We start from the raw sequence: 24085 nt of genomic DNA on the forward strand, positions 1-24085 counted from the left end.
ATTTATCTACCGATTGTAGTATTGATGGTTCGGATATAATTTTAAGTAGTCAAGAATTTTCTAGTTTAAGTACTAATACAAATTCCAATACGATTATTGAAAATTTAACAATTCCGAGTACAACCACAGCTGGAAACTATAATATAATCCTTTTAAGCGATGCAACAAATGTTATTCCTGAAGATAATGAAACTAATAATATGTTTTGTATCCCAATTACTATAACAAATCCTATACTAGATTGCACAAGTAGTATTCCTTTAACTTGTGGCGTAACTTATAGTGGAATAAATTCTACTGAAAATTCTTATATAGAAAGTTATGGATGTAATTCTTGGACAGAATCTGGTCCAGAACGCGTTCACACTATTACACCAAGTGGAAATGGAACAATAACAGCAACATTAAGCAATTATACCGGTGATTTAGATATCTATATTTTAGGAAGTTGTGACCCAAATGACTGCATAGGAACAGTATTTTCTGATTCAGCAACCTATACAAATGCAATTGCAGGAACTACGTATTATATTGTTGTAGATGCTGATGATGGTAGCGGAAGTAGTTATGATTTAACGGTTACTTGTCCTGCTATAAATGAGATAAAACTAAACCCAATAATATCTTTACAAGGTGCAGCTTTAAACCCTAACCCAGGACAAGAAACCTTAATGCGAGATGATTTAAGAGCTGGAAGTTATATACCAACAACATCACCATATGCTGATAATTTAATCTGTGCTAGTACTGTGTTTAACAATGGTGGTACTTCTGGAACAGGAGCTATACAAGATAATATTGTAGATTGGGTTTGGCTAGAACTTCGTAATCAAGCTGATAACACGACTGTTTTAGCAAGTACTTCTGCCCTTTTACAACGTGATGGAAATGTAGTTGCTACTGATGGAATTTCAAGTATAACCTTTAATTTACCTAATGACAACTATTATATAGCTATAAAACATCGTAATCATTTAGGTATAATTACAGCTAATACAATTACATTATCAGGAACTCCTGTAAGTGTTGATTTTACAGATGCAAATAATCCAATAACATACGGTACAAATGCGCAAACTTTTATTACTAGTACACCAAATGTTTTAGGAATGTGGGCTGGAGATGCAAATAATGATGGTAAACTAAACTATATAGGAGTTGAATCTGAAATTCCTTTTATTTCTAGTCACGTTTTTAATGACCCAGATAATTCTTTATTTGGCGGTCCACCTACAGCGACTTATAGTTCTTTAGGTTATTATAGTACAGATATTGATATGAATGGTCAAACAATATATATTGGGGCTAGCTCTGATATTCCATTTTTAAGCGGTAATATTTTTAATAATCCATCTAACTCTTTATTTGGTGGTCCACCAACAGCAACTTATACCTTTACACAACAACTACCAGAAGGCGCAAATTAATTTTTAAAAAAATTAATGATATGACCTATAGATTATCCTTATTTTTGAAAAAAACGTTTTAAAACTATGGATACCTTTTTATCTTTACTTTCAAGTATTTCTTGGTGGCTCTGGATTATTATAGCACTTATTATAATTGCGCTTAGAGATGTTTTACAGAAAAACCACACCATAAGTCATAATTACCCAATTGTTGGACATGTACGCTATCTTTTTGAAAGTGTAGGCCCAGAAATTCGTCAGTATTTTGTAGCTAATAACCGTGAAGAATTACCTTTTAATCGTATTGAACGTGGTTGGATTTACGCATCTGCTAAAAAAGAGAATAATTATGAAGGCTTTGGGACCGATCGTGATATTTATGCACATCAACATATATTTATAAATAATGCCATGATGCCTTATCAGGCTACTAAAGATCATCCTAACGCTATAGACAAAACGTTTTTACCTTGCGCTAAAGTTATGGGTGAATTTAATCAACGTAAACGACCATTTAGACCAAAATCGGTTATTAATGTGTCTGCTATGAGTTTTGGGTCACTTTCTGCAAAAGCTGTAGAATCTTTAAATAAAGGTGTCAAAATGGCTGGCGCGTATCACAATACTGGTGAAGGCGGATTATCTCCTTACCATAGTAATGGCGGTGATGTGGTATTTCATTTTGGAACAGGATATTTTGGTGTTCGTGCAGATGATGGTGGTTTTTCAATGGAGAAAATGGTAAAATTAGTTCAGGAAAACCCTTTTATTAGAGCAATTGAAGTGAAACTATCGCAAGGCGCAAAACCAGGAAAAGGAGGCGTTTTACCAGGAGCAAAAATAACACCGGAAATTGCTAAAATTAGAGGTGTAGAAGTTGGCAAAACAGTATTGTCGCCACCAAATCATAAAGCTTTTTCAAATGTAACTGAGTTGATGATTTTTATTGAACAAATTGCTGAAGCTACTGGTTTACCTGTTGGTATTAAGGCTGCTATTGGTAAATTAGATCAATGGGAAGAATTAGCAGATATTATGGTTAAAACAGGTAAAGGTCCAGATTTTATATCTGTTGATGGCGGCGAAGGCGGAACTGGTGCTGCGCCTCCAAGTTTTGCAGATCATGTAAGTTTACCTTGGGTTTATGGATTTGGAGATTTATATAAACTCTTTAAAGACAAAGGATTAAGTGAGCGTATTGTTTTTATTGGAAGTGGAAAATTAGGTTTTCCTGCCAAAGCTGCTATGGCATTTGCTATGGGAGCAGATTGTATTAACGTTGCTAGAGAAGCGATGATGAGTATTGGTTGTATTCAAGCACAAGTTTGCCATACAAATAAGTGTCCAAGTGGTGTTGCCACACAAAGCAAATGGCTACAAAGTGGAATTGACCCAACATTAAAATCAGTACGACTAGCACAATACTTTAAAACGTTTAGAAAAGAATTTATTGAAATTACACATGCTGCTGGTTACGAACATCCATGCCAATTTACTATGAGTGACATTGAAGTAAATGTTGATGATCATAACTTATCTAAAGATCTTAGCAGAACTTATAATTATAATAAAACCAAAGTACCTTTTAATGGTATGGAAGAGTTTGTAAATTGTAAACATTTAGGAGGACAAAATTAAAAATATAGAAAAAAATTACCCTATAAAAAAACTCATAACAATTACGTTATGAGTTTTTCTATATTTATAACTAAAACTATTAATCTCTTAACACATGAACACTACCAACAACATTTCGAGTAACTCCTGACTTATCTGTGTATGTACCAGAGAAATTCATATCTATATATTCTCCTACATTACCAAAAGCATTTAAATTGTAGCTTATATCTATAGTCGAGCTATAATCTATATCCATCGTATTAGCTTCAATAGTATAAACTGAAGAATCATACGTTCCTAAAATAGTATTAGAACCACCTAAATAAAAATAATTATTGGTTCCTCCTGTGTTTGCAGAGATATTTAGATAGGTTGAACCGTATTGTGTAGTAGAAATATTGTTTAAATAATATTCTACAGGGTTATTATCTAATTGTAAAGTTACAAACTCTGTTACTGTATTGCATGCTATAATGTTTCCAACATTAGTATTACTAAAATTAAAAGATATATCCCCTGTAGATTGAAAAGCGTCGTAATTTACACCTTCTAAAGTAAATGTTGAAAGAGAAGAACATTGAATCACATTAAAGCTAAAAGTACCATTATCTACTAGTACTTCAGAAAATTGAGAACCATAATCTAACGTAACATAACCATTAGTAACATTAACATTATTGCAATCTACTAAAGTTCCTGCAATTGTAGTTGCATTAACTGTTGGTAAAACTACTTGTCCCATATCTGTATCTACAGAAAATGGACCAATAGTTTGTATATATACTTCTACGCCACAAAGATCAAACGCTTTTAATGTCAATATTTCATTTGATGGAATTAAACCACATATTTCTCCACTACTATTAGAATAACCTATTCTTGGATATGTTGAGTTTGCTCTCCATAACTCTACTTTAACATTTGCTAAAGGTAAATTTGTATTATCTACAATATCTAAACAAAGTGAAACCGTAGGAAATTGTGCATCACAATTCCACCAAGAAAAATGAGAAACAGAGGCAACATATTTATTTCCTTGCTTTACTGCTACCTCTTCTTCTTCCCAAACACCAGAGGTTTCATTAAAAGACCACAATGGAATGCTGCTTGGCGCATTAGTTTGTGCTGCATCAATTAACAACTCAATTTCTGCTGTACTACCATCTGCAATGTTTAGTTTTTCGCCTGAATCTCCTCGTAATTCAACATTTAACATACCATAAGTTTCTAATACACGTTCTTCGTTGTTAGTGTTTATAGCTTGCATATTTCCTGGCATAATAGCTTCAATGTCTGGATTATTTGCTTCTAAATGGTACATATATACTTTTATATTTCCGGAATAATCATTCCCATTATTATCTTTAAAATTGCCATCAAAAGTTACTTGTGTTCCATTAGTTAGACTAACAGTTTCTATCAATCCTGAATTTATAGTTCCTACTAAATTTTCAGAAACCATCATCACCGAAACAACGTTATTTCCATTAGTTGGAACTAAAGTTTTTACACTTTTTAAATATCCAGATTTTTCTATAGTAATAATTGCTTGTCTTTGATAAACTTGAGCATTATTAAAAATAAATACACCATTAACATCTGTATTTACTAAACCTAAACCTATTGACACTTGAGCATTTACTATTGGTATATTACTTTCATCCACAACTTTACCAATAAAATTTCGATTAATAGTTTCTCCTTGGTTTAATTCTGAATTAGTGTTTTGGAAATTATTTGTATTTATTCCATCATCTTCTGTACAAGAAAAAATGATTAGTAGAAATAATAATAAATAATAAAAATTTAATTTATTTAATTGCTTCGTTTTCATAAAACATTGATTTTTAAAAATGAAAATTATACTATTCCTTGTTACAATAATAATTTCTCTGTTTTTTAAATAGATACAATAAATTAAAAAAGGTTGCGTAGTAAGTTGAAAAAAAATATATCGTATTTTAGCAATATATTTTTCATTCTAAACAAAGAGAATTATAATTTACACCATAATGGATAATACAATAACAAACCTACTCTACTTTACAATACCAACAGTAATTACTGGACTTTTAGCATACTTTTTATTACAACAGTTTTTTAAAAATGAAAAAAGTCGTAGAGAAGACGATAACTTCAGCTTAAAAAATATAGAAACAACAAAAGAAAGTTTACCAATACGCTTACAAGCTTATGAGCGTATGTCTTTATATTTAGAACGTATTTCGCCTAATAACTTATTACTACGTGTTTCGCCTATTACAGATGACTCTAATGGTTACGAAAATTTATTAGTTCAGAATATAGAACAAGAATTTGAACATAATTTAGCACAACAAATTTATGTATCTGATGAGTGCTGGAGTGTAATTAACACATCAAAAAATGGTGTTATTAAGATTATTAGAAAAGCTAATATCAACGAAAAAATAACAACTGCAGATAAACTTAGAGAAGCTATCTTAACAGATATGGTAGAAAAACCATCGCCTACATTAATAGCACTTTCTTATATGAGAAATGAAGTGAGTAAATTGTGGTAGATTTATTGCTCTTCTAAACTTTCGCTTTCATCCATAGTTTGACCTTTTGCGTGTTTAGTTTCTGCATAATCAAAACCTTGCTGCCACCATTGCTCCATTAAATGCTTATTAAAAATAAGTGCGTTTTCTGTTAATTTTGTTGGTGTATAATATAAGTTAAGCTTAACATTTCTGTGCTTTGCAGCTAGTTTACCTATAGCAATGTCCCCTTTTTCTACTTGATCCATTAAATGACCAAAAAGATTTATCATTAACGAAAATGGATTTTTACCTAATACTTTGTTGTAGGCTAAATCTTCGCTTTCTAAAACAATAGCATCTACCTCTGTTGCGCCACGTAAAATTGCTTCACGTATAGGAATTACACATCCTAAACCGCCATCTGCATATTCAAATCCATTTTTTTTAACCAAAGACATAAACGGTATATAGTTACAAGAAATCCAAATCCACTCGCAAAACTCTTCATAACTATAATCCTTTATAGATTTATATTCTGTTCTGTTCTTAGACAAGTTGGTTACTGTAACTACAACATCTTCTTTAGTTTCTAATATTTTGTTGAATTCTGCTTCAGAAAAATTCTTTTTTATATGTTTTCTAAGCGCTTTACTTTCTCCAAAAGTTCTTTTCTTTTTAATAAACTGAATTAACGAATTAAAATAATTAATAGATACATACTCTCTATTTCCTTTGCGTTTAACCACAAAAGGATTTATACTAAAAATAGATTTCTGATTAACATTAGTATAAATATCATAAAGCTTACCTAAATCATTAACTGCAAGATGTGGCACCAATAAGCTACCAGTAGACGTACCAAGAAACATATCGTATTCACGATTCTCTTGCTCCATTAAATACTGTGCTACGCCACCTGCAAATGCGCCTTTACTTCCGCCTCCAGAAATTACTAATGCTCTCAATACGTTTTTATTTAATTCTATTAGTTACTACTCTTCGCTATTTTCAATCTGTTTCAATAGCTTTTTGGAAAAACTATTAAATCGCCAATTATGATGTTTAGTAGCTAGTTTTAAATTTTCAGTCGCTAAGATATTAAAAGCATTTAACTCTTTTAAGTAAGTAAATCCGTTTTGTCTTACATTAAAGCTATAAACAGAATTGGTGTACTCAACCATTTCATTATAAAAACTAGCTTTACTATTATCTAAATAACCTTCTGTATTTAATGCTAATGCTAACCACAGGAAACGCACATTTTTATTGTTATTACCTATAATAGCTTTAGTTTTATTAAGATATTTTGTTCTATCCTCTGGGAAATTCACCCATAGCTTATAAAGTGCAGCTTCTATTGTTAAATATGAATTTTCACCTAAAAGGTTCTCAAAATTTAACTTAAATTTCTGGGGTATTGTTTGCATTGAAAATGCAATAGATTGTCTAACTTTTTGACTATTTGAATTAAAAGCTTCTAAAATAATACTTTCAGAACCTGGATAATCTGCTTTAGAAAGTGCTTCTTCTAAAACGCTAGACTTCACGGATTCTGAGCCTTCCGGTAAGTGATTTATAATACTCGAAGGAATATAGTCGTCATTTGAGTCTTTTCTATAACTTAAATAAGGTGATTCTAAATGTGTTAATAAAAAAGCTGTTTCTTCATTCTTTTCTAGAACTAGCCTCATTTGATCTTCTGGTAGTTCTGGTGACAACAACCATAAATCAACAAAACCGCTTAAATTTACTCCTGAAAATCTTTCAACTTCATCTATGAAATTTTTAGTTTCAACATTTTTAAACTTATATAGTTCTAAATAACTCTTAATCGCTTTTTTAAAAGCCTTATCTCCTACTCTATCTCTTAATATATGTAAAGCCCAAGCGCCTTTTTTATAAAAAGTTGTACTGCTTGATTTAGGGTTTAATAATGCTGTACTTTTATCTGCTTGATCTTGCGCTATTAGTTCTAAATAATACTCGTAAAGTTTTTGATAATAATAATCTTCTCCAAAAACATCTTTTTCAGCTAATAAAGCATAATAAGTTGCAAAACCTTCTTGAAGCCAATGATGAGTTCCTGAAGTTTCGGTTACTAAATCTCCAAACCATTGATGTGCTAACTCGTGCGCATTTACATTAACGTAATTATTATCGTTAAATTCTATAGCATCTACCATAAAAGCATCCGAAAAGATTGTACAACTGGTGTTTTCCATTCCAGAATACAAAAAATCTTTTACAGGAACTTGTTTATAGTTTTGCCAAGGATAAGCTACACCAATTTCCTCTTCCAAAAAATCAAACATTTGTTTTGAATATCTGTATGTTGACTCTACTTTTAGTGAATCTTTTGGATAATAGTAATAATCTAAAGGCTTTCCACTTTTAGAAAGCTCTGCATCTTTATGGTATTTACCGATTGCTAACGCTACTAAATAGCTTGACATTGGATTCTCCATAACATAATGCCATTTTGTTTGTGTTTTACCAATCGTTTTTTGTTTTAATTTTCCGTTAGCTATAACCTCAAAATTATTATTGAACTTTATAAACAAGTCAAAAGCAATTTTATCGTTCATATCATCGATACTTGGCAACCAATTACTGGTGTACTTTCCTTGTCCTTGTGTCCAAATTTGTGGATTGTACTCTGGATGATTTATAGCTTCGTTCCAATCTATAAAATACAATGCTTTTTTAGGCTTTGTTTTATAATTTATATTTAAAGTATAAGTTTTACCAACTTCAAAATTACTTTTATAGATGATTTGTCTTCCATTATATTCAAAATCGACACCTAAATAACGGTTTGAAACATCTAAAACCTCCATATTTTTAGCATCAACAAAAATAGAATCTGTAGGTTTCAAAATAGTATAATCTAAATGTACCTTACCTAAAATGATTGATTTTTTTGTGTCAAATTCAATTTCAGCAGAAACAGAAGTAAAATCAACCATATCTGTTTGTTGCGAAAACCCAACAAAGTTAAAGAGACTTAATAAAAATATTAAAATGAATTTCATAGTAAAAGATAAACCAACTAGTAAGCCAAAATACAGTTTTTAATAATTTTTATACTGAAGTATTAAGGTTATTTCTACATAGTTTTAAACATTTTAAGCTAACAACTAACTTAAAATGTACAACTAAACCTTTTCTAAATCAATGGAAATATTTTAAATTCGTACTATGAGTGTAAACCTTCAAACTCCAATAGATTACTTAAAAGGCGTTGGTCCAAATAGGGCAACGTTGCTTAAAAAGGAGTTAGGAATTAATACTTATCAAGATTTACTCAATCTATTTCCAAATCGATATTTAGACCGTACCAAGTATTTTAAAATTAACCAGTTAGTAAATTCTAATGTAGAAATACAAGTTATTGGCAAGATAACACGTTTACAAGATGCAGGAACTGGTCGAGGAAAACGCTTAGTCGCCACTTTTACAGACGAAACTAGTAGTATGGAATTAGTTTGGTTTAGAGGCGTAAAATGGATTAAGGATAGCCTTAAGTTAAATACAGATTATGTTATTTTTGGCAAGACAAATGTGTTTGGAGGAAAGCACAGTATGCCGCATCCAGATATTGAATTATTAACAGAACATGAAAACGGATTAAGAAGTGCTTTACAAGCTATTTATCCTTCCACAGAAAAACTTTCAAATCGAGGAATTACCAATCGTGTTTTAACCAAAATAATGCAACAATTATTTTTGGAAACTAAAGGGAAATTCACTGAAACTTTACCCGATAATTTACGTTCAGAAGTTAAATTAATTTCAAAATCTGATGCACTTTTTAACATACATTTCCCAACAACATCAGAGCTACTTTCTAAAGCACAATTTAGGCTGAAATTTGAAGAATTATTTTATATTCAATTACAATTAATTCTTAAAAATTTAATTCATAAATCTAAATTAAAAGGCTTTCCTTTTAATGAAATCGGAAGCTATTTCAATACCTTTTTCAAAGAACATTTACCCTTTAATTTAACCAACGCACAGAAGCGTGTAATTAAAGAAATTAGACAAGATCTAGGAAGCAACGCACAGATGAATAGATTACTGCAAGGCGATGTTGGATCTGGAAAAACCATAGTAGCTTTAATGACTATGTTAATGGCTTTAGATAATGGTTTTCAAGCTTGCTTAATGGCGCCTACTGAAATTTTGTCAGTACAGCACTGTAACGGATTAATTGAATTATGCAAACCTCTAAATATCAGAATAGAACTAATTTCTGGATCAAGTAAAGCTTCAAAAAGAAAAGAGATATATTCAGCTCTAGAAAGTGGAGAATTGGACATTTTAATTGGTACACATGCTTTACTTGAAGATAAGGTGAAATTCCAAAATTTAGGACTTGCAATTATAGATGAGCAACATAGATTTGGAGTTGCACAACGAAGTAAATTGTGGAAAAAAAACACAAATCCTCCACACATTTTAGTAATGACTGCAACGCCAATTCCACGTACTTTAGCAATGTCTGTTTACGGCGATTTAGACATCTCTATGATTGATGAATTACCTGCAGGAAGACAACCCATAAAAACAGTTCATAGATTCGATAATAATCGTTTAAAAGTTTTTAATTTTATTAGACAAGAAATTAAAAAAGGCAGACAAGTTTATGTGGTTTATCCGTTGATTCAAGAGAGCGAAAACATGGACTACAAAGACCTTATGGATGGTTACGAAAGTATAGCTCGAGATTTCCCTCTACCAGAGTTTCAAATCTCTATTGTACACGGCAAAATGAAACCTGCAGATAAGGAGTTTGAAATGCAACGTTTTATAAAAGGTGAGACACAAATCATGGTGGCAACAACCGTAATTGAAGTTGGTGTAAATGTTCCAAATGCAAGTGTTATGATTATAGAAAGTGCAGAACGTTTTGGATTGTCTCAACTCCATCAATTACGTGGTCGAGTTGGTCGAGGAAGCGAGCAAAGTTACTGCATTTTAATGACGAGTCATAAACTAAGTGAAGGCAGTAAAACCAGATTAAACACTATGGTAAAAACTAACGATGGTTTTGAAATTGCCGAAGTTGATTTAAAACTTCGCGGTCCTGGAGATATTATGGGAACACAACAAAGCGGTATTTTAAACCTTAGAATTGCAGACGTTGTTAAAGACAGTGAAATTTTACAACACGCACGCTATCACGCTAAAGAAATCTTAAAAAAAGACCCAAACTTATCTTTAGAAGAGAATAAAAATATTATAGAAACCTATAGACAAATGAGTAAGTATAAAAATATTTGGAATTATATTAGCTAATCTCTAACCCATTAAATAGATACCTATTTAGAAAAGACATCTTGTTTTTGTAACATTACTCAAACAGTTACTACTAATAATTTGCAACTTAAAAATTAAGAACTAACAAAAATGCTTCATTTAAAATTAGATACAGATCCACGTTGGGCAAAAATAGCAGAACAAGATTTAGAAGAAATATTAACAGATCATGCTTGGTGCGAGCAAAAGGCAGCAACTAATGCCATAACCATTATTACGCTTAATTCTGAACACGAAGACTTAGTTGAAGAACTTACAGAGCTTGCGCAAGAAGAATTAGAGCATTTTCAGCGTGTTTGTAAACAAATTAAAGCAAGAGGCTACAAATTAGGTAGAGCCAGAAAAGATCATTACGTAAATGAGCTTTATAAGTTTATGAATACTGGCGGAAGCCAACTCCAAAGTATGGTAGACCGCTTATTATTTTCTGCTATGATTGAAGCAAGAAGTTGCGAACGTTTTAAACTACTAAACAACCATATTGAAGACAAAGAATTATCGCAATTCTACTACGAATTAATGGTTAGCGAAGCTGGACATTATACCACATTTATAACATTAGCTAGAAAATACGGCAAAGGGATAGATGTAGAAAAGCGCTGGCAAGACCTAGTTACTTTTGAAGCAGAACTAATAAAAAACTATGGGACACATGGCAGTATTCATGGGTAGATTTAATTTAATAATATACAATTAGCTTAAAAGACTATGACTTGATTTGTCATTCTGAGCTACGACGCAGAACCCAAAATCTACCTATAAAAAGACATAATTTAGAAATTTTAAATCTTAAAAGGAAGATGTTCTATTATAAAAAGCAGATCTATAAGCCGAATTTTGTATTCTAAATTTGTCTCAGGATCTCTCGAAAAACAACTAAAAAACCCTTATCATTTATCTACGTGCACTGTTACCAGTGCACTTTAGCTCTCTACCCTTTAACATTACGCGTGTACGCTCAAACGTTAATTTACATGAGATTGCACCGTATAGAGTTTACCTGGTTTCACTACAGCATTACCTGTACATTCTTTCTGTTGCACTTTTCCTAACCTCGCGGCTGACGGCTGTTAGCCACTATACTACACTATGGTGTTCGGACTTTCCTCATCTTATAAATAAGACGCGATAAGGCGATCTGCTTTAAGTTGCAAATGTACAATTAAGAAAAAACAAATTACAAATAAGAATCTATTAATATTTGTTAATAACTATTGATTATTTCAGTTTCTAAAACCAACATATTGTTATCGCTATTCTTTAAATTTGTTAAAAACATTCAAATATCTATTTAATTGGAACATTTTGTAGTATCGGCTCGTAAATACAGACCACAAACATTTAAAGATGTTGTTGGCCAGCAAGCTATTACAAATACACTACTCAATGCCATTGAGAATAATCATTTAGCACAAGCTTTACTGTTTACAGGTCCTAGAGGTGTTGGTAAAACTAGTTGTGCTCGTATTTTGGCTAAAATGATTAATTCTGAAGGTCATGATATAACCGATGAGGATTTTGCTTTCAATATATTTGAACTAGATGCAGCTTCTAACAACTCTGTAGATGATATTAGAAGCCTTACAGATCAAGTTAGAATTCCGCCACAAGTAGGGAAATATAAAGTTTATATTATAGATGAGGTACATATGCTATCTCAAGCTGCTTTTAATGCTTTTTTAAAGACATTAGAAGAACCACCAAAACATTGTATATTTATTTTAGCAACTACAGAGAAACACAAGATTATTCCAACCATTTTATCGCGTTGTCAAATTTTCGATTTTAAGCGTATTACGGTTTCTGATGCCAAAAATTATCTAAAATATATTGCGGAAGAGCAAGGTATTACTGCAGATGAAGATGCTTTACATATTATTGCTCAAAAAGCAGATGGCGCAATGCGAGATGCTTTATCTATTTTTGATCGTGTAGTTAGTTTTGCTGGTAAAAACCTAACCAGACAAGCTGTAACCGAAAACTTAAATGTTTTAGATTACGAAACTTACTTTACTTCAACAGATTACATTTTAGAAAATAAAATACCAGATTTATTGATTCAGTTTAACGAAATTCTTGCAAAAGGATTTGATGGACATCACTACATTTCTGGATTAGCAAGTCATTTTAGAGACCTATTAGTTTGTCAATCTCCAGAAACACTTTCGTTATTAGAAGTTGGAAATCAAACAAAAGAAAAATACGCTAAACAAGCTATTAAAGCTAATCAGGAGTTTTTAATTCAAGGTATAGATTTAGCAAACGCTACAGATTTAAAATACAAAAGCAGTAAAAATCAACGCTTATTAGTAGAGCTTTGTTTAATGCAGCTAGCATCTATCACGCACGATTCTGCTAAAAAAAAAAGCTTAGTCGCTACATAATATCTCCATCATTTTTTAGAACCAAAGGTATTGCACCAATAAAAGTTAGTGCGCCAGAATTAACCACACCAGTTTCTAAAGCAAAAATAGAATCAAAAACAACAACTCAAGCTGAGGATTCTAAAATTGTAACACCAGAAAAACCAAAAATTGTTTTAAACCAAGTTACAAAAAGAACCTCTGGCCTATCTTTAAGAAGCATAAAAGCAAAAAAAGATCATTTAATAAAACAAATGGATGTTGTTGTAGATGAAGAAAATTTACCTACAGACACTTTTACAGAAGAAGCTTTTATGGAAATTTGGCAAGCTTACATAGATAATCTTGAAGCAAAAAGAGAATTTAATATGGCTTCAATTTTAAGTTTAGGATCTCCAACACTTAATGGTGCTATTATAAACTTAACATTTCCAAATGAAACCAACAAAATTGAATTAGAGCGCGAATCTTACGATGTTTTAAACCATTTAAGAAAGAAACTTAATAATTACGATATATCGTTTAATATTGATGTAAACGAAGTTTTACAGAAGAAGTATGCCTATACGCCTCAAGAAAAATATGATAAATTAAAAGAGGCTTATCCAAATTTAGAACTTCTTAAGAGTTTGTTTGATTTAGATATTACATAACTTTTAAATTCCAATAAAATGAAAAAACTAATTTCTTTTATCAGTTTAGCAATCATCTTCGGATTCTTTTTAAGTTGCGATGGTCGTGATCGTGTTCATAAATCTCCTGAAACGGTTTTAAAAGAAAATAAATTATTAGATTCTTTTAGTGAGAACATTACTTATATTCCAGAGCAATATTCTGAAGTAATTACTGATACAATCTTAAGTAAAGGTTATAGAATAAACATAAAATCTTATACGGATATGAATAGCTATATCGAATTCAACTTAAAGTCTTCACTTCCAAAAACCATTAATTCAAAAACGAGATATTATAATTTTATTTCAGAATTAAATATCTATAATCCTGAAAATGAGATTGAGTTCTCACAAAAAATCGACAAAAACTATCTCGTCAAAAATAATCTTTTGAATTTAGACAAAGTAAACTCTAATATTTTTAAATCATTAAATTTAATAGACTACCCTAAAAAACCAAATACTCTAGAATTTGAATTGATATACACCTTTGGGATTGACTTGGGAGATCAGTATACAAAAATCATATTAATTTACAATAAACGAACAAAGTCTTTAACCGTAAAACCTAAAGAATCTTAACTTATGGAAACACCAATAAAAATGTTAGGACTTAAATTACCTACTGATCCAAGATGGGTAAATATTGTTGAGAAAAATGTAGAAGAGATCCTAACAGACCATGCATTTTGTGAGCAAAAAGCAGCTAGCACAGCTATTTCTTTTATTGTAGGTTTTCCAGAATACAGTGACTTAGTTACAGAAATGACCGCTTTAGTAAAAGAAGAAATTAGTCATTTTAAAATGGTGCACGATAGAATTTTAGCAAATGGCTGGGTTTTAGGTAGAGACAGACGTGATGATTATGTTATAAAACTAATTACTTTTTTCCCAAAAGGCGGAAGTAGAACTACACAACTAGTGAATAGGTTATTATATGCTGCTTTAATTGAAGCTAGAAGTTGCGAACGATTTAGATTACTATCTGAAGAACTAGAAGATAAAGAACTGGCAGAATTCTATTATAAACTAATGGTAAGTGAAGCTAACCACTACACAATGTTTTTAGGTTTTGCTAGACAATATGGAAACCTTGAAGAGGTAAACAAAAAATGGCAAGACCTACTTAGTTTTGAAGCTGAAATAATGAAAGGGCTAAGTAAAGATGGAACTATTCATGGATAAATATATTCAAAAACTTTAAACACAAAAAAAGTCCAACTCATTTGAGTTGGACTTTTTAAATTTTATATAAAATTTAGATTATAGTTTTATTCCAAATCCAAATTGTAAATTCTTATTTATAGCTTCTAAACCTACTGAATCATCAAACACATCTGTTAAACCATAAGAAAAACGTGCATCAACAAAAATCTCGTCTGTAATCATATAAGTTAAACCAGCAATTCCAGAATAAACTACATTTTTAAAACCATCTTCGTAATCATGTGCTTTTAAACTAAATTGTGGCCCAACACCTAAAGCTATTTTACGAGTAATTTTATAGTTTAATAAAATAGGCATTTGTAAATAGTCTAAACGAAATTCTTTATCTTTTGCTCCTTCTGCTGAGAATTGAATTTCTGGAGCAATAGAAAATTTCTCAGAAATACCATACTCTGCAAGAAATCCAATTGCAAATCCATTTCTATGTGCATTTTCTACTCCTGAAGGAGGAAGATCTGGTCTAAAATCTAAATTTGTAACATTAAAACCTGCCCTAACTCCATACACATTATCTTGTGCAAATGTTATAGAAACACCAAACAATAATGCGATTATTAGTAAAGATTTTTTCATTGATTTAAGTTTATTTTATTTAATTCCAATGCTAATATAATATTTTAAAATAATATGGTTTCAAAAAGTTGATAAAATACTTAATCTATCTTTAATTGACTTGATACTTTATTATGATATATACTTTTTATAATACCATCTGAGAGACCAATTTTAGGTACATAAATACTTTTAGCACCAGACCATTTCATTGCAGATAAATATATTCTACATGCAGGAATAATTACATCTGCTCTATCTTGGTTTAAATCTAGCTTATATATACGTTCTTCATAAGAATAACTTTGTAGCATTTTATAATAAGACGTTAAATAAAAATAAGTTAATGGCTTTGATTGTGCTTTACCAGATAATTTAAATATTTTATTAATATTTCCACCAGAACCAATAACTTCTAGATTAGAGTAGTTTTTTGTCTTTAAATTAATCCATTCTTCTAATTCTTTCCATGCTTCATTTTTAACAATATCTTTCAACAAACGAACTGTTCCTATTTTAAAAGATTTAGAGTCTACTTTTTCTCCTTGATGAATCACTGAAAATTCTGTACTTCCACCACCAACATCTACATATAGGTAAGTTTTATCTAATTTTATAAAATCTTTTAAATCTGTAGCAGCAATTATAGTTGCTTCTTCTTGTCCATCTATAATATCTATATTAACACCTGTTTCTTTGTAAATTAAATCTACTAATTCCTTTCCGTTTTCAGCTTCTCGCATTGCTGAAGTTGCACATGCTTTATATTTTAAAACTTTATGAGATTTCATTAAAAGCTTAAAAGCAGACATAGTATCTAACATACGTGCTTTATTTTCTTTTGAAATTATTCCATTTACAAATACATCTTCACCTAAACGAATTGGCACACGTACTAGAGAGCTCTTTTTAAACTGAACAGGTTCCCCATTCATTTCTATAATGTTAGAGATTAATAACCTTACAGCATTTGAACCAATATCTATTGCCGCATATTTTTTTATATTAAGCATAAATAGTTAGTTTAATTGATCTTTTAAAAAATCGTAAGTTGCAAATTGCGAACGAATTTTAAGTTTTGTAGTTTTTTTATACGAATTATTACCAGATTCGTTTAAAACACGAGATTTTACATTATCATCCCAACAAATATTAAACAACTCTATTAATTGTTGCTTTATAGTTTCATCATAAATAGGACAAGTAACTTCTACTCTATTTTCAATATTTCTTGTCATCCAATCCGCAGATGAAATAAAAACTTTAGGTTGATTATTGTTACAGAAAATAGACATTCTAGTATGTTCTAAAAACTTATCAATTACACTAGTAATTTCAATATTCTCACTCATTCCTTTCACTCCAGGAACTAAACAACAAATTCCTCGAACAATCATCTGAATCTTAACTCCAGCTTGACTTGCCTCATATAATTTATTAATCATTTTATAACTAGAAATACTATTCATTTTTAAACGAATATATGCAGGCTTACCTTCTGACTTATTTTTTATTTCTTGGTCAATTAATTTATAAAATGCATTCCTCGTATAATGCGGTGAAGTTATAATATGCTTAAAACGATAAATTTTATAATTCACCTGAAAGAAGTTAAACACCTTATTTACATCTTTTAAAATCTTCTGATTAGCTGTAAAAAGTGTAAAATCCGTATAAATTTTAGCTGTAGATTCGTTAAAATTACCAGTACTTACAAAACCATAACGCTTAATTTTAGAATCTTCCTCTCTTTCTATGACACACATTTTACTATGTACTTTTAAACCTTTGACTCCAAAAATTAAATTAACACCTTCACGTTGCATTTGTTCTGCATATTCAATATTAGCTTGCTCATCAAAACGTGCTTGAATCTCCATAGAAACCGTTACTTTTTTACCGTTTTTAGCTGCATTTATTAAAGAACTCGCTACTTGAGAAATTTCTGCTAATCTATATATTGTAATCTTTATAGACCTTACTTTTGGATCTAATGCTGCTTCTCTTAAGAATTTCACAACATAAGAAAACGTTTGATAAGGCGTATACAACAAGTAATCTTTTTTCAAAATAGATTTAAAAATACTTCCTTCTAAACTTAAATCTTTTACTGGTAAGGCTTCAATTTTATCATATAACAAATCTGTTCTTCCTAAACTTGGGAAACTAATATAGTCTCTACGATTATGATATCTTCCACCAGGAATTCTACTATCTGTAGTATCTATTCCCATTTTATTAGTGAAAAAATTAAGCGTATTAACATCTATAGTTTTATCATAAACAAACCTAACCGGTTCTCCTTCTTGACGTTCTTTTACAGAGTCACTAATTTTCTCCATAAAACTCTTACTCAAATCACTCTCAAGATCCAATTCTGCATCACGAGTAATTTTAATCATATGCGCTGTTATTTTTTTATAATCGAAAATATTAAAAATATCATCTAAACATAAGCGCAATACATCATCTACCATAATAATGTAGTCTTTACCTTCTTTTTTTGGTAACACAATAAAACGACTCATATTTTTAGAAATCTCAATTAACGCATATTGATTATTTCCTTCTGTTAAATGCATATTTATAGCTAAATATGCAGCACTATCTTTTAGGTTTGGTAATTCTATCTCTTCATTTAAAATAATTGTAACTAAAGCTGGACTAATTTTTTTTATAAAATAATCTCTTAAAAATTTTTCTTGAGAATCATCTAATTCTTTTTCATTAATGATAAAAATATCCTCTTTCTCTAATTCTAATTCAATTGCATTAAGAATTTTTAAACTTTCTGTTTGCTGTTTAATTACTATCTCTGTAATTTGAGTTAATAATTCTGACGCTTTTATTCCTCCAAGTTCTGTTTTCCCTGCTTTTCCTGCGTCATCAATCCGTTTTACTGTTGCATATCTAACCTTGAAAAATTCGTCTAAATTATTAGAGAAAATACCAAGAAAACGCATACGTTCTATTAACGGCACTGTTTTATCTGCCGCTTCCTGAAGTACACGACCATTAAATTGTAACCAACTTAATTCTCGGTTTGTATATATATAATTAGTTTTTGTCATTTTTTAGTAATCTTAGGACAAATATAATTTATTACTTGCTTATTTTAAATCTCTGGGAAACACTATTTTAATAGTCTCTCCATTTTCAATAGATTCCCTTTTTTCTGTATTAAAAGAAATAACTATAACACCAGAAGTTGGAATATTATCTATAAAATCTGAACCTAATTGACTGGCTAATAAAGTAAATGTTGGATTGTGCCCAAATAAAACTAAAGTATTAATGTGATTTGGACAAGAAGTAATTAAGTTAAATGCAGATTCTCCAGAAAAATCGTATAAATCAGAATTTAATTGAGTTTTAATCTTGTCCCATTTAAGGTTTCTTATAAAAATTTCGGCTGTTTCTTTAGTACGTTCTGCGTTACTGACTAAAATAAGATCTGGATGTAAGCTCGAATCTTTAGATAACTCTTTTGAGACTAACTCAGCATCTTTTATTCCTCTTTTATTAATTGGTCTTTTTAAATCTATTAAATTACTATCCCAACAGGATTTAGCATGACGAATTAATATTAAATGTTTCATTTAAGGTTGCAGTCTAGATTTTATCCAATTATAGTCTTCATCTAATTTATAAACAATCCTATCATGTAAACGATTTGGTCTTCCTTGCCAAAACTCAATAGATATAGGCTCTATAATAAATCCACCCCAAAAACTGGGACGTTCAATTTCTTTATTTTCGTAAGTTTTTTCTAAATTTCTTAGCTTAGACTCCAATAATTCTCTACTCTCAATAGGCTGACTTTGATTAGATGCTATAGCTCCTAATTGACTACCTTTTGGTCTAGATTCAAAATATCCATCGCTTAAATTAGTAGCTATCTTTTTAGCTTTTCCTTTTATAATAATTTGACGCTCTGCTCCAGCCCAAAAAAAGCTTAAACATACGTTTGGATTTTTTGTAATAGCTTTTCCTTTTTCACTTTCGTAATTGGTGTAAAAAATAAACCCCTCAAAAGTGTATTTTTTTAATAGCACAACTCTACTTTTTGGAAAACCATCTGTTCCAATAGTGGAAATAGTCATTGCATTGGTTTCGTCTTGTGGAAAAAAATGATCAACTTCATGAAACCACTTCTGAAATAATTCCATAGGATTTTCTGGCGTGTCATTCAACAATAACTCGCCTTGCTCATAAGACTTTCTATAATTACTTAAATCTTTTTCCATAATGTAAATTTAAGGAATTTTAAAATCACATATTGATTTAAAACTCAAACACTTTTCCGTCGTCTCCCAAAAGCACGTTGTAAAATTCAGTTTGTGCTTCGGTTTTAAAAACGTTTAAATCATTATAACGTGTAGAATAATGTCCTAAAATCAAGGTTCCAACATTTGCCTGTTTTGCAATACTTGCGGCTTGTTTTGCTGTACTATGTTTTGTTGGCGCTGCTAATTTTATGTGTTGCTCCAAAAATGTAGATTCATGATATAAAACTGTAGCCTCTTTTATTATTGGAATAATAGCTTCATTATATGCCGTATCGCTACAAAAAGCATAACTTTTTGGTGGATTAGCAGATTTAGTCATTGTTTCATTTTTAACTAATTCTCCAGCTAAATTTGGAACATCTGCGCCTTGCTTTAGTTTTCTGTAATAAGCCACATCTATACCTTCATTTAAAACCGCATTCATATCTAGTTTCCTATCGCCTTCTTTTTCTTTAAATAAAAAACCATTGGTATAAACTCTATGATCTAAAGGAATTGTCGTTACGGTGACTTTTTCATCTTCAAAAACAACTTCACTTTCTTTATTGGTCAACTCGTGAAAAATAAGTTTATAATTAGTCCAAGAATTCCCTAATTTAAGCTGAAGTAAAATAGATTCTTTTAATCCTTTTGGTGCGTGAATATGCAAATCTGCTTCGCGACCTAACAATCTAAATGTAGAAATTAATCCCGCTAAACCAAAACAATGATCGCCATGTAGATGTGAAATAAAAATATGCTTAATTCTATTGAACTTTATTTTATGTTTACGCAATTGTACCTGTGTTCCTTCTCCGCAATCTATTAAAAACACATGATTATTAATCTCTAAGACTTGTGCTGTTGGATTGGTAAATGTTCGTGGTGTTGCGCTATAACAACCTAAAATATTTAATTTCATTAGAAAAAATTAAATTCCTAAATCACGCTCCATATCTTCCATTTCAATCACATCTTTTGCTTCTTGACGTGTTGGAACTACAATTATTTCGTCTGGAGACAAACTTATATCAAATGTATTAGACACTATTACAAACGACTTATTTGCTCCTTTATGTAACTTAGACAATCTCAAAAACTCAATAACATCTTCTAGAACAATAGTTTTTAAACTTGTTAACTGAACAATAATATGTTGATTTTCAAATTTCGGATATAAAGCTTCAATCTTTTTTACTAATTCAATTACAGTTACTTTTTCTTGTGTTATAATTGAAATATTTTCGTTTGTATCTATAATCATATTAATTCTTAATTTTTGAAGCCAAAAGATAAATCACTGCCATTCTAACAGCAACTCCATTTTGAACTTGATCTAAAATAATGGCTTGATCTGAATCTGCCACATCACTTGTTATTTCTACTCCTCGATTTATAGGTCCAGGATGCATTATCACTATTTCTTTGTCTAAAGAATTTAACAACTCTTTACTCACTCCAAACTGCTGCGTATATTCTCTAGTTGATGGAAAATAACTAATATCCATACGCTCATTTTGTACACGTAACATATTAGCAACATCACACCAATTTAAGGCATTACGCAAATCTGTTTCTACCTTTACACCTAGCTTTTCAATATGCTTAGGTATCAATGTATTTGGTCCACAAACCATAACATTTGCGCCTTGTAATTTTAAGGCATAAATATTAGATAATGCTACGCGACTATGTAAAATATCTCCAACAATAACTACATTTTTACCAGCAACTCCTCCTAATCGTTCTCTAATAGAATACGTGTCTAATAATGCTTGTGTTGGATGTTCATGCGCGCCATCTCCCGCATTTATAATTGAAGCTTTTATGTGTTTAGATAAGAATATACCAGCTCCAGGATTTGGATGTCGCATTACTACCATATCTACTTTCATAGATAAGATGTTATTAACCGTATCTATTAAAGTTTCTCCTTTTTTAACTGATGATTGTGCAGCTGAAAAATTAATAACATCTGCAGAAAGACGTTTTTCCGCTAACTCAAAAGAAAGTTTTGTTCTTGTAGAGTTTTCAAAAAACAAGTTAGCAATAGTAATATCTCTTAACGATGGCACTTTTTTAATAGGCCTATTAATTACCTCTTTAAAATGATCAGCAGTTTCAAATATTAAATCAATATCCTTATTTGTAATGTACTTTATACCTAACAAGTGGTTGACACTTAACTCGCTCATTTTCTTTCAGTCTTCAGTTGGTAATAATTAGTTACCTGTTTTTATTATTATAATTTATCTTTAATTTTGAACTAAATAAATAGCATCTTCACCTTCATTTTCAATCCAATTCACTTTTACTTTTTCGTTATTTATAGCGTCTACTTGTCTTCCTTTGTAATTTGGTTGTATTGGTAAATGTCTACTAAAACGCCTATCTATAAGAGTTAACAACTCTACTTCTAAAGGTCTACCAAAAGATTGAATTGCTGTTAATGCAGCGTTTATACTTCGCCCAGTATATAAAACATCATCTATAAAAACTACTTTTTTATCTTCTACTAAGAAATCTATTTTAGTTTGATTAGCCTCTATTGTTTTTTCTGACCTTCTAAAATCGTCTCTAAAAAAAGTGATATCCAAATGACCTAATTCTAGACCTAAAATATTATAATCCTTTTTCAAAATTGAAGCTAGCCTATTAGCCAAATATTTACCTCTTGGCTGAATACCTATTAATACTGTATTAGAAAAATCGTTATGGTTTTCGATTAGCTGACAAGCCAATCTGTGAAGTATAATGTTTATTTCTGTTGCGCTAAGTAGCATTTTTTGACTCATAGTAATGCAAACATATTTAAAACAAAGGTAAGAGAAAATTTTTGTTTTGGTTTAATGTAAGTTATAGTATTTCTTTTGTCATTAATATTATATTAAAATAACACACAAATCTTACATAAACATATCAGCCACAAACTATTGCCTTTAATACTTTTGTTTACAAAAAAAGTCTCTCGAATTAACGAGAGACTTTTAAAATATAATTAATGGTTAAAGCTTATGCTTTTCCATCCATTTTATCTTTTAATGCTTGTAACGCATCATTAGCATCACCTAAAGTAGGTTTTGATTCTGCTGCTTGAGCTTCAGCTTTCTTAGCTTGAGCTTTTACATTCTGCATTTCTTCTGCTTTAAAGATAGCTGTATGAGAAGCTACTACACGCTTAAATTCTTTATTAAATTCAATAACAACAAATTCTGCAGTTTCACCTTTCTTAACTTGTTTACCATCTTCTTTCTCTAAATGACGAGAAGGAATAAAAGCAACAATATCTTCGTTAAAATCAATTGTAGCACCTTTGTCTACAATTTCAGTTAACTCAGCTGTATGTTTAGTACCAACTGCAAATTCAGTTTCGTACTTATCCCATGGGTTATCAGTAGTTTGTTTATGACCTAAAGATAATTTACGTCCTTCAACATCTAATTCTAATACTACAACATCTAATTTATCTCCAACGTTACAGAATTCACTTGGATGCTTGATTTTCTTAGTCCAAGATAAGTCTGAGATGTAAATTAACCCATCAATACCTTCTTCTAATTCAACAAAAACACCAAAGTTTGTAAAGTTACGTACAGTTCCTGTATGCTTAGAAGCTACTGGATACTTACTTGTAATATCCGTCCATGGATCTGGATTTAATTGCTTAATACCAAGAGACATTTTACGATCTTCACGATCTAAAGTTAATATTTGAGCTTCAACCTCATCTCCAACTTTTACGAAATCGTTAGCAGAACGTAAGTGTGTAGACCAAGACATTTCAGAAACGTGAACTAAACCTTCAACTCCTTCAGCAACTTCAATAAATGCACCGTAATCAGCGATTACAACAACTTTACCTTTTACTTTGTCTCCTACAGCAACAGTTTCACCTAATGCATCCCAAGGATGTTTAGATAATTGCTTAAGACCTAATTGGATTCTTGATTTGTTCTCATCGAAATCTAAAATTACAACATTTAATTTCTGATCTAATTCTACAATCTCGTTTGGATGATTGATACGAGACCAAGATAAATCAGTAATATGAACTAATCCATCTACTCCACCAAGGTCTATAAAGACTCCATAAGAAGTAATGTTTTTAACAACACCTTCTAATACTTGTCCTTTTTCTAATTGACC

General features: G+C 30.6%; 20 protein-coding genes, 1 other RNA gene and 1 pseudogene. 8 read left to right on the forward strand and 14 right to left on the reverse strand.

What is annotated here, in order from left to right:
* Together ACFDSN_RS07470 and ACFDSN_RS07475 are read left to right on the forward strand one after the other, a co-directional pair.
* Positions 1-1427: hypothetical protein (locus ACFDSN_RS07470; protein WP_375239221.1), on the forward strand; the 1427-nt coding region annotated here is incomplete at its 5' end.
* 66 nt (positions 1428-1493) lie between these two features.
* Positions 1494-3047 (forward strand): FMN-binding glutamate synthase family protein, encoded by a 1554-nt coding sequence (locus ACFDSN_RS07475; RefSeq protein ID WP_375239222.1) that lies wholly within the window; start codon positions 1494-1496, stop codon positions 3045-3047.
* Positions 3048-3126: 79 nt separating this feature from the next.
* Here ACFDSN_RS07475 and ACFDSN_RS07480 read toward each other — a convergent pair whose 3' ends face one another.
* Complete coding sequence (locus ACFDSN_RS07480) at positions 3127-4863, reverse strand: carboxypeptidase-like regulatory domain-containing protein (protein WP_375239223.1); 1737 nt, start codon at positions 4861-4863, stop codon at positions 3127-3129.
* Positions 4864-5041: 178 nt separating this feature from the next.
* Between ACFDSN_RS07480 and ACFDSN_RS07485 the strand changes: the two genes are divergently transcribed.
* Complete coding sequence (locus ACFDSN_RS07485) at positions 5042-5572, forward strand: hypothetical protein (RefSeq protein WP_375239224.1); 531 nt, start codon at positions 5042-5044, stop codon at positions 5570-5572.
* A 2-nt stretch (positions 5573-5574) separates the two neighbouring features.
* Here ACFDSN_RS07485 and ACFDSN_RS07490 read toward each other — a convergent pair whose 3' ends face one another.
* Both ACFDSN_RS07490 and ACFDSN_RS07495 read right to left on the reverse strand, forming a co-directional pair.
* Positions 5575-6498, reverse strand: coding sequence for a patatin family protein (locus ACFDSN_RS07490; protein WP_375239225.1), 924 nt, complete (start codon positions 6496-6498; stop codon positions 5575-5577).
* 27 nt (positions 6499-6525) lie between these two features.
* Positions 6526-8565 carry a M1 family metallopeptidase gene (locus ACFDSN_RS07495; RefSeq protein WP_375239226.1) on the reverse strand — a complete coding sequence of 680 codons (2040 nt, stop codon included), beginning with the start codon at positions 8563-8565 and terminating at the stop codon, positions 6526-6528.
* Between the two features lie 166 nt (positions 8566-8731).
* Between ACFDSN_RS07495 and recG the strand changes: the two genes are divergently transcribed.
* Both recG and ACFDSN_RS07505 read left to right on the forward strand, forming a co-directional pair.
* The gene (gene recG, locus ACFDSN_RS07500) at positions 8732-10834 is read left to right on the forward strand and encodes an ATP-dependent DNA helicase RecG (protein WP_375239227.1); all 2103 of its coding nucleotides are present in this window, start codon (positions 8732-8734) and stop codon (positions 10832-10834) included.
* A 111-nt stretch (positions 10835-10945) separates the two neighbouring features.
* Positions 10946-11527 carry a tRNA-(ms[2]io[6]A)-hydroxylase gene (locus ACFDSN_RS07505; protein WP_375239228.1) on the forward strand — a complete coding sequence of 194 codons (582 nt, stop codon included), beginning with the start codon at positions 10946-10948 and terminating at the stop codon, positions 11525-11527.
* Positions 11528-11665: 138 nt separating this feature from the next.
* Here ACFDSN_RS07505 and rnpB read toward each other — a convergent pair.
* An RNA gene (gene rnpB / locus ACFDSN_RS07510) (RNase P RNA component class A) lies at positions 11666-12000 on the reverse strand.
* A 150-nt stretch (positions 12001-12150) separates the two neighbouring features.
* Here rnpB and dnaX point away from each other — a divergent pair.
* The 3 genes and pseudogenes from dnaX to ACFDSN_RS07525 all read left to right on the forward strand — a co-directional run bounded on the left by dnaX (position 12151) and on the right by ACFDSN_RS07525 (position 15077).
* Positions 12151-13871 (forward strand): annotated as a pseudogene (gene dnaX, locus ACFDSN_RS07515) (DNA polymerase III subunit gamma/tau).
* Positions 13872-13889: 18 nt separating this feature from the next.
* Positions 13890-14474: a hypothetical protein gene (locus ACFDSN_RS07520; RefSeq protein ID WP_375239229.1), complete on the forward strand. Its 585-nt coding sequence runs from the start codon at positions 13890-13892 to the stop codon at positions 14472-14474.
* Positions 14475-14495: 21 nt separating this feature from the next.
* A complete protein-coding gene (locus ACFDSN_RS07525) occupies positions 14496-15077 on the forward strand; it encodes a tRNA-(ms[2]io[6]A)-hydroxylase (RefSeq protein ID WP_375239240.1) in 582 nt (193 codons plus the stop codon).
* 78 nt (positions 15078-15155) lie between these two features.
* On the opposite strand, the gene ACFDSN_RS07530 is transcribed toward ACFDSN_RS07525, so the two are convergent.
* The 10 genes from ACFDSN_RS07530 to ACFDSN_RS07575 all read right to left on the reverse strand — a co-directional run.
* The gene (locus tag ACFDSN_RS07530) at positions 15156-15692 is read right to left on the reverse strand and encodes a porin family protein (protein WP_375239230.1); all 537 of its coding nucleotides are present in this window, start codon (positions 15690-15692) and stop codon (positions 15156-15158) included.
* Between the two features lie 80 nt (positions 15693-15772).
* Positions 15773-16684, reverse strand: coding sequence for a Ppx/GppA phosphatase family protein (locus tag ACFDSN_RS07535; protein WP_375239231.1), 912 nt, complete (start codon positions 16682-16684; stop codon positions 15773-15775).
* Between the two features lie 6 nt (positions 16685-16690).
* Entirely contained in the window at positions 16691-18742 is a 2052-nt protein-coding gene (gene ppk1 / locus ACFDSN_RS07540) for a polyphosphate kinase 1 (RefSeq protein WP_375239232.1), read from the reverse strand.
* A 39-nt stretch (positions 18743-18781) separates the two neighbouring features.
* Positions 18782-19270 (reverse strand): histidine phosphatase family protein, encoded by a 489-nt coding sequence (locus ACFDSN_RS07545; protein ID WP_375239233.1) that lies wholly within the window; start codon positions 19268-19270, stop codon positions 18782-18784.
* On the reverse strand, positions 19271-19918 hold the full coding sequence (gene pdxH, locus ACFDSN_RS07550) for a pyridoxamine 5'-phosphate oxidase (protein ID WP_375239234.1): 648 nt from the start codon (positions 19916-19918) through the stop codon (positions 19271-19273).
* A gap of 37 nt (positions 19919-19955) precedes the next feature.
* Positions 19956-20861 carry a ribonuclease Z gene (locus ACFDSN_RS07555; protein ID WP_375239235.1) on the reverse strand — a complete coding sequence of 302 codons (906 nt, stop codon included), beginning with the start codon at positions 20859-20861 and terminating at the stop codon, positions 19956-19958.
* Positions 20862-20870: 9 nt separating this feature from the next.
* A complete protein-coding gene (locus tag ACFDSN_RS07560; protein WP_375239236.1) occupies positions 20871-21203 on the reverse strand; it encodes a ribonuclease Z in 333 nt (110 codons plus the stop codon).
* 1 nt (position 21204) lies between these two features.
* Positions 21205-22134 (reverse strand): aspartate carbamoyltransferase catalytic subunit, encoded by a 930-nt coding sequence (locus ACFDSN_RS07565; protein ID WP_375239237.1) that lies wholly within the window; start codon positions 22132-22134, stop codon positions 21205-21207.
* Between the two features lie 60 nt (positions 22135-22194).
* Complete coding sequence (pyrR, locus tag ACFDSN_RS07570) at positions 22195-22734, reverse strand: bifunctional pyr operon transcriptional regulator/uracil phosphoribosyltransferase PyrR (RefSeq protein ID WP_375239238.1); 540 nt, start codon at positions 22732-22734, stop codon at positions 22195-22197.
* A gap of 217 nt (positions 22735-22951) precedes the next feature.
* Positions 22952-24085: S1 RNA-binding domain-containing protein (locus tag ACFDSN_RS07575; RefSeq protein WP_375239239.1), on the reverse strand; the 1134-nt coding region annotated here is incomplete at its 5' end.

The organism is Aurantibacter sp. (assembly GCF_042094015.1).
In the GTDB taxonomy this organism is placed as follows: Bacteria; Bacteroidota; Bacteroidia; order Flavobacteriales; family Flavobacteriaceae; genus Aurantibacter.